This window comes from Paenibacillus sp. P4_E11, from assembly GCF_056401635.1.
Window position 1 is genome coordinate 23,366 of record NZ_JBFUIX010000076.1, and the last position, 8,079, is coordinate 31,444.

General features: G+C 49.1%; 6 protein-coding genes. All 6 read right to left on the bottom strand.

Annotated features, from left to right (window positions below; translation table 11 throughout):
• Nucleotides 1-14: 14 nt before the first annotated feature.
• Nucleotides 15-863, bottom strand: coding sequence for a carbohydrate ABC transporter permease (locus AC1DWB_RS23920; RefSeq protein ID WP_477543605.1), 849 nt, complete (start codon nt 861-863; stop codon nt 15-17).
• 19 nt (nt 864-882) lie between these two features.
• On the bottom strand, nt 883-1,752 hold the full coding sequence (locus tag AC1DWB_RS23925; protein ID WP_477543611.1) for a carbohydrate ABC transporter permease: 870 nt from the start codon (nt 1,750-1,752) through the stop codon (nt 883-885).
• 101 nt (nt 1,753-1,853) lie between these two features.
• Nucleotides 1,854-3,206: an ABC transporter substrate-binding protein gene (locus AC1DWB_RS23930; protein ID WP_477543606.1), complete on the bottom strand. Its 1,353-nt coding sequence runs from the start codon at nt 3,204-3,206 to the stop codon at nt 1,854-1,856.
• A 104-nt stretch (nt 3,207-3,310) separates the two neighbouring features.
• Entirely contained in the window at nt 3,311-4,747 is a 1,437-nt protein-coding gene (locus AC1DWB_RS23935) for a response regulator (RefSeq protein ID WP_477543607.1), read from the bottom strand.
• Complete coding sequence (locus AC1DWB_RS23940; protein ID WP_477543608.1) at nt 4,719-6,515, bottom strand: cache domain-containing sensor histidine kinase; 1,797 nt, start codon at nt 6,513-6,515, stop codon at nt 4,719-4,721. The genes AC1DWB_RS23935 and AC1DWB_RS23940 overlap by 29 nt, the downstream gene beginning before the upstream one ends.
• Before the next feature lie 507 nt (nt 6,516-7,022).
• Nucleotides 7,023-8,079: glycoside hydrolase 5 family protein (locus AC1DWB_RS23945; RefSeq protein ID WP_477543609.1), on the bottom strand; the 1,057-nt coding region annotated here is incomplete at its 5' end.

Consider the following 8,079-nt stretch of genomic DNA (forward strand, 5'->3'; position numbering starts at 1 on the left):
TGCCCGTTATCTCCTTATCCTTTGACGGCGGAGCTTGAGAAGCCTTGAATGATATACTTCTGGCCCAAGAAGAATACGAGGAGCAGAGGCACGACGCTCGCTGTGGCGGCCGCCATCATCATGTTGTAGTCCACACCCGCTTCCAGCATGAAATTCTGCATGCCAAGCGGAACCGTATAAAGCTTCTTGTCCAGTAGAAAGATCAGCGCGTTCTCATAATCGTTCCAGGTCCATGTAAAATCAATGATCGCGAATGTTGCCAGGACCGGCTTGGAGAGAGGCAGAAACAATTGAACAAAAATCCGGAAATGCCCCGCCCCGTCAATGAAGGCCGCTTCGGATATTTCATGGGGAATGCTCATGAAAAATTGCCGGATCATAAATACGCCGAATACCGTAAACAGCCCCGGCAGAATGAGCGCCCAATGGGTGTTATAAATATGCATCCACTCAAACATAATGAATTTGGGGACAAACAGCACCTGCTGCGGAATCATCATCAGACACAGGTACAGCAAGAAAATGACGTTTCTGCCTTTGAATTCAATGCGGCTGAATCCATATGCGGCCATAGCGGCCAACAACGGCGCTCCGATCATTAGGATCAAGGAAATTTTCAGAGAGTTGAAATAAAAGAGGGCAAATCCGTCTCCGGTCGTCCAAACCTTGATGTGGTTGGTCAGCACCGGTTCACTGGGAATCCATTGGATCGGGTAGGTGAAGACGTCCTTGGCTTTCTTGAACGAAGTGCTGATCATCCAGATCATGGGCGACAGCAAGAGCAGGCTGGCTAGTGCCATGATGACGGTGTTCATGCCTTTGCCCAGCCTCTCTTTGATGATTCTGGCGCTTCTCGGATTCATGTCGCGTCTTTCCCCTTCCTTAGTAATGGACCCACTTTTTCTGACCTGCCCATTGAATTAGTGTAATGCCAAGGATGAGCAGGAACATGGTCCACGAAACGGCAGACGCATATCCCATTTCATAAAAGTTGAATGCCTTCTTGTAAGCGAAAATGGAGAAAACCGTCGTGCTGTTGGCGGGTCCCCCCTGAGTAATAGCATAGATCATACCGAAGCCCTTGATGGAGCCGATAAATCCGGTAATCATCAGAAAAAATGTCGTTGGGCTGACCAAAGGCAAAATAATGAGGCGCAAAAGTTGCCAAAACGTCGCTCCGTCCATCTTGGCGGCTTCCAACTGCTCCGGGGATATTTCCTGCAGAGCGGCCAAATAAATAATCATGTTGTACCCGATGCCGCCTGCGATCATCATGACGAGGACCGCATACATGGCCGTGTCGGGGGAAGCAAACCATCGAGGCGGTTCCGCTATGCCGACCGATCGCAGGAAGGCATTGATGGGACCAGAGGAGGGCTGGAACAGCACCATCCAGACGAATGCAATCGCGATGCCGYTGGTAAAATAGGGGGCGAAGAAGAAAGCCCGCAGCGTCTTCTGGAAATAGGCACGATTATTCAGAATGACCGCGATCAGAAAACCAAACATAATCGAAATCGGCACAGGGATTAATAACATCAGGGTATTTTTGACCGAAACAGCGAATAAGTCGTCTCTCACCATCATTTTGAAATTATCCAATCCGATAAAATGCGGCGGCTTCCCGCTAGCGAACACCCAATCCGTAAACATCAAATAAAAGGAGAACAGGGCAGGAATCAGCATGAATATCGTCATTCCGATAAGATTGGGGGCGATGAATACATAGCCGAGCAGCCTCTGCCGTTTCATCCAGTTCACGATTAGTCACCGCCTCTCTCTATAATTAGGGGTTTAAAGCAAAGGAGAAGCGCAGCACAAATGTCCTTGCCCTCCTTTGGCTTCTAGGCATCCTATTTTTTGGCCGCTTGGAGGTTCTCGTTATGCACCCGGGCCAGTTCCTTCGCACCTTCCTCGGGAGTTAGCTTCTGAGTGAAGACTTTGTCATAGACGACCTGCTGCTCGCTTCCCGTTTTTTTGTCCAGACGACTTAATCCGAGCGGGAGGTTGCCGAACATAACCCGCTTGATGGAATCAATGTCATAGGTGTTCTCCACGTCCTTGAACATCAAACTGACCGCCTGATCGACGGGAAAATCCTTGGAGGAAGGCACTCTGCCCCCTGCCGCCATCGGCAGCATCCCATTATCCGCATACCACTTGATAAATTTCCAGGCCGCTTCCGGATTCTTGGTGCGAGGATTGATGGAGAGCACATCGCCCAATCCGCCGGCGTTGATATAGTCGGTCTGATCCTTGTTTACCTTGGGAGCCGGCGCTGCCGCTACCTTGAAGGTACGGGGATAATCCTTCACATTGTTGGTGGTCCTGAAAATCTGGTTGGTGGAGAACAGCATCGCCGTTTCCCCCTTCACAAACATCTGGTCAAGGGCTGGCTTCGAGGTGATCTGCTCCGTATGGGGCATGATGCTCTTGTCCTTGAACATCATGTTCGAATACACCTGAAGCGCTTTGACAGTCAGCGGATTATCGAAGGCCGAGGTGCCGTCCGGTTTAGTGAACAGCAGACTCTGCTTCAGCATGGAGCCATTAAGGGGCACATTGAAGTAATAATCGGTCTGCGCCGCTCCCCACACCTTGTCTCCCTTCAGCTTGTTCGCATAATCCCTGAACTCGTCGAGACCCCAGTCCGTGGGAACCGAGAGACCCTTGGCATCTAGCATATCCTTGTTCAACCAAACAAAGGACAAACCTTTCTGGGTGGGAACGCCGTAATACTTGCTGTCCACCTTCCACAAGGAGGCGCCTGTGCCCATTTTTGCGTCCACGTTGTAGTCGGTGAACTTGCTCAGATCAAGAGCGTTACCCGCTTTGATCCGCTTCTCGTAGAGGCCGAAATCATAGCTCATGTACATGTCCACCGGCTGGCTGGACATAAGCGCCGTATCCAGCTTCAGGTTGCCCGCATCGTCATTGACGAACCGCACATACTCCACCTGAATATCCGGATTCTGCTTGTTCCAGTTGTCTACAACTGCCTGGGGACCGTTCTCGGCCGGTACCGCTCCCCACATGGCAAGCTTGATCGGGTCCTTATTTGCCGTGGCGCTAGGCGCCGTGCTTGCCGCAGGCGAAGCCGTCCCCCCCGCTTGATTACCGTTATCCTTTCCACCGCAGCCGGCAAGCGCCAGAGGCACTGCCACAAGTGCCGCCAGACCTGCACTTATCCATTTTCTGTTTCTCATCTTACCTGTAACCTCCCTAGAATCGGATGTTTGATTCCTCCCAACTTTACCAAGCTGCGCCTTATCTTCTTAGAGTTGAAACTTACAGGTTGATAGGACAAAACTTAGAGATTGTTCTCCCTCCTGAACGAACTGGGCGTATGTCCAACCACGCGCTTGAATACCTTGATGAAATAGGCATCGTCGGCAAAGCCCGTTTGAAAGGCGATCTCCTCCACACTCAGCTTGGAATGCAGCAGCAAGCGTTTCGCCTGTTCGATCCGGATATTTTGCAAATACGCGATTGGCGTCAGTCCGGTTTTTTTGCCGAACAAAGTGCTTAAGTAGTCCCCATTGATGGCTACCATCTTGGCTAAATCCGTTACCTTGATATTTTCCTTGTAATGCTCCAGCATATATTGAATCACCCGGTTCACCTCGGGATGGTCCGTAAAACTGACATTTTCTTCTTTACGGTGCCGGATAAGCTCCCGTATGGTTTGCAGCACATGCGCAAGCAGCGATTCATGGCTGATGGCTGAGTTGATTCCCTCCCGATCCTCCGACTTTCGTCCCGCCAGCCTCGCCAGGATATGAAGAAGATGGGTCGCCAGCATTTTCACTTCTATGTGGGAGAACGACGAGGCTTCCATGCTCTCCCACATAAGGGCTGCAACCTCGGCGCATTTGGGTTCATCGCGTTCTTCAAAGCACCGGATCAGCTCGGCTTCCAGCTCCGTGATGGGCTGCAGCTTGTGCCGTTCCTTAATCGAGCTTGCCTCACGGCCGTACCAATCGCCGTTCAATTGCTTCAGCGCCCGCCGCCAATCCTGGGGCAGATGGGCCAGACTGCTGCCAACTGCTAGTCCAACTGGAAAGTCCGACTTATACGAGCGGACATTCTCTTCCTTCCTATGGAATCTCCAACAAAAGAAGGTTGTCTGTCCTCCTTCATAGAAAGATTGGACCAACAGATACTCTTCCGGACTGATACCCGCCTGATCCGCAGCAGCGGGAACTCCTCCGCTCAACACGGTAATAATATCAAGTCCCAGACAACGGAATTTCTCCGCCGCTGCAACCGTTCCGGCCTGATCCTCATGAGCCGATGCGCCTGTTTCCCAGATGCCCGACCAGGTACGATGATAATGAGGATAAAGCGCCTCTCCCGCCACCTTAAGTTCTTCAAGCAATTCCCCCTTGATCTGAGCAAGGTTCTCCAACAGAACATCATCATCTAATGACAGCTTTAACAAATAGTTAAAGGCGCCGTATTGGAGGGCGTCCCGGGCGTAATCAAAATGGCTCATGGCCGTCAGCATAATAAACCGGCTGTGGATTCCCGCCTTCCTCGTTTCCTTCAGCAGTTCAATCCCGTCCAAGCCCGGCATGACAATATCGGCAATCACTACATCAGGTTTGATGTCCAGGATAGCCGCCAGAGCCTCCCTGCCATTTCCTTCCTCTCCCGCAATGCAAAAGCCGTGGCGTTCCCAGTCCACAATTTCCCTAATGGCCTCCCGGACAAAACTTTCATCTTCCACCAGCAAAACCGTCCACATGCCCACCATCTCCTTCCTGTGAATAGGGCGTCGCAATCAGCAAGGGCAGTTGGACCCGAACGAGGGTCCCTTCCGCGCTGGATATAAATTCAATGGTGCACTCCCGATGAAAAAGCAGTTGCAGCCTCTCTCTCAGATTGCTTAGTCCGATCCCGTGTCCGCTTCGCCTTTCCGGCCTTCGAGCGGCCTCTTCCATGCCGATGCCGTTATCTTCCACCTCCAGAATAAGCTCGCTTCCTTCAGCCCTGGCCCTGACCCAGATGGTACCACAGCCATTTGCCGCCTCAAAGCCATGGACGATGGAATTCTCAGCCAAAGGCTGCAGACTAAACTTGGGAACCAGTGCGTATTGAACCGAATCATCCATTTCATAGATGATGGTGAACTGATCCCGAAAGCGAAACGCCTGTATGGATTCGTAGGAGCGCAAGAGCTGTATTTCTTTCTCAAGGGTGATCATCTCAATTTCCGAGTTGAGGCTTGCCTCGAGAATGAACCCCAAAGACGTGCAGATACCTACGATCGCTTCCTGCTTTTCTTTTCTGGCAATCCATTTGACCGTGTTCAAGGTGTTCAACAAAAAATGTGGGTTCATTTGGGAGAGCAGCATTTGGAAACGAACCGCCTGCTTTTGCCGCTCCTCCAGCTTAAGCTTGTTAATGAGTTCGACGACATCATCAATCATCCGGTTAAAGCTTTCGCCAAGGGAGCGCACCTCGTCTGTTGCATCCTTGCCGATGGAGATTTTGACATTCAGCTTCTTGTCCGATGCTTCCTCCATGCTTCGCTCCAGGACATACAGAGGTTGGGTCATGCGAGCAGACAGGAAGATGGTAACCAGTATGAATGTAATGACCAGAATCGTAAGAAACAAGTAAAATATAAGCCTTAACCGCTGGATCTCTTGCTGCAGCTCGCTTAAAGGTATTTGACTGACCACATACCAGTCTAGCTCCTCCAGATAGCTGTAATTGACAAGAGACAACGCGCGTTCGTCCTCGAAATGTCCTTCCTTGGCCTGTGCAGACATGATACTTTGCATCATAACGTTGCTGAAAGCTGTTTCCTTGCTCTGCAGCACGATCTCTCCTTGGCCGGAAAAGATGGTCAGATCCTTGTTGGCCGGGCTATCCTTCAACGTACTGCGGAACCATTCTTGAATGTTGATGCTGATACGCGCCAGTCCGTAATTTCCCCGCAGTTGGTCATCCAGAATGGTGTACAGGCTCAGGAGCTTGCTCCCTTGGCTCCCGCTCACATCATTCCAATCATCGGCCATCCAGCGGTATGGACGTGACCCGCTTTGCAGCTTATTCAGCCAATCTTGCAATTCATTCAACCTATTGGTCAACTGGCCGTTAGGCGCATAGGAGGTATATACATTGCCCTTACGGTCGATAAATCTGAAATATAGCTCCGTCTGATGGAAGAAGAAGCTGTTATTGATTCCAAACATTTTGCTTTCGATCGCTTTCTTTCGGTCAAGGGGATCATACTTGTCCGGATCGTGCATGATCTGAATTAGACTCTCGTCTTGGCTCAGCATGATATTCGCCTTGTAGGCGAAGGCCATCATATCCGACAAGGACACATACACCTGCTGCATCCGTTCGGTCATGCGGTCCGTCAAATCCTTTTGGCGGATGGATTCGAAATGCTGGAACAAATAAAAAATAGCGACACACAAAGGAATCATCAGGAGGGTGATGTAGGCCATGAAAAGCCTAATCTTCAAGGTGTTCGGAAACAAGTGCCGCCAGATTGCCATCGTGTATGATTCACTCCTCATATCGTAGTTGGATGTCTCCATTATAAGTTGCGTGACGGAGGTATTCATACGTTCTCCGAAAGAATCGCAGGATTTGTCGAACAAGCAAAAACGCCTCTGTCCAAGAGCAAGAGGCGCTTTGCCCAAAACCATAGCCGGTCTTGGCTTACATTCGATTGTATCACGTGAAAAACGGAGCCAGTAGATTCAAAACTTGTAGATTCGTATAACAATTCTTAGAGTTGGAGTTATTGTATTATAAATAAGAAAAAGAGCAACCCGTATTACGCGGTTACTCTTCGCAATAAGACAGAAAGGTGACCAAGTGAACTACTAGCTCACGCACATTACCTTTCTTTCGTAACAATTATCTCAGTCTATGTCCTGATCTTCAATAGACAGGCGCTGGGTATTTGTCGCCGTGAATGACCAAATATAAATAGCACACCCCCCGCAGTCATTGATTACCCCATGTCGATCACTACAAAAATGCAAGGGGTAAGCACCTCAATTCAATTGATAGATGTGAACCATATAAGGCGAGAATGTGTCCGTGTAGGAGCCGCTGCTTATGGTAAGGTTCCTATTTTCATAAACTGGCGAAGCAGAGGTTTTACCTGTCAGACCTGCACCTGAAAACGTGGAAGTGACATTGTAACCTGTTTTATTTACCGCAAACAAGTAACGTGCGCCACTGTATTCCCGTACCTTGATATCAAGATCCGAAGATGAGGATGTAATATTTTGAGTAACATCTGGTGCTGCTATCACATCTTTCAGCACTTCCAATTCCTGATTTAATACTTTATACGTTGCCCATAGTGGAGGGCTATCTGTTTTCATATACCATAGAGTAGGTGCATCAAAGGCATAAAATGCCGTAGATTTCGCTCCATGATTAATCGCAAGATAAGTCATAGCGCGAGTCTCCTCTGGAAGGGGCGCTCTATTCGTAATTCCGTATGATTGGATAACTATGTTCACTGCCTTTCCAGTCGCCGCAACGACGTCAGTCATATCGCTTACGTCTGTAACAGAAGAATTAGGAATGGGATAAGAATGAGCAGACATTATGTCCGTAGCGCCACTATAACTCCCCCCTTGAATGATATTTTTTGTGCCTAGGTTTAAGTATACTGGGTGATTGGAGTCTAAGCTTTTAACCGCGTTATAGGCTGCCTGCATGGTTGCTGCAGAAATCGCATGACCATCAGGCTCATCGTTTAGTACCCAATAGAGTAGAGCCGGATCATCTTTATACGTATTTACCGTATTTGTGATGTAAGTAAGATCCACTTGGGTATTATTAAGATATAAAGCAGCTGCAGCTTTTAAACCAGCTGCTTTAATCTGAGAGAAAGCTGTAGCAAAAGTGACACCACCTCTTTCTCCAATGAGTACCGTGTTGAACCCCTGTGCTTTTAAATCCGTATATTCTGCTGGTTTTGATGTAACTACTGAATACATAATACGTGGTAAAAACGTGCTTCCATTAAGAAGTATTGCTTTGTAGACATCATTAGTTACACTGGTGGTGTCTGGAATTGCCGGGTAAGTATACTTA

Coding starts and splice junctions, on each gene's coding strand:
- AC1DWB_RS23920 (WP_477543605.1), bottom strand. CDS start 863: ATGAATCCGAGAAGCGCCAGAATCATCAAAGAGAGGCTGGGCAAAGGC.
- AC1DWB_RS23930 (WP_477543606.1), bottom strand. CDS start 3,206: ATGAGAAACAGAAAATGGATAAGTGCAGGTCTGGCGGCACTTGTGGCA.
- AC1DWB_RS23935 (WP_477543607.1), bottom strand. CDS start 4,747: ATGTGGACGGTTTTGCTGGTGGAAGATGAAAGTTTTGTCCGGGAGGCC.
- AC1DWB_RS23940 (WP_477543608.1), bottom strand. CDS start 6,515: ATGGCAATCTGGCGGCACTTGTTTCCGAACACCTTGAAGATTAGGCTT.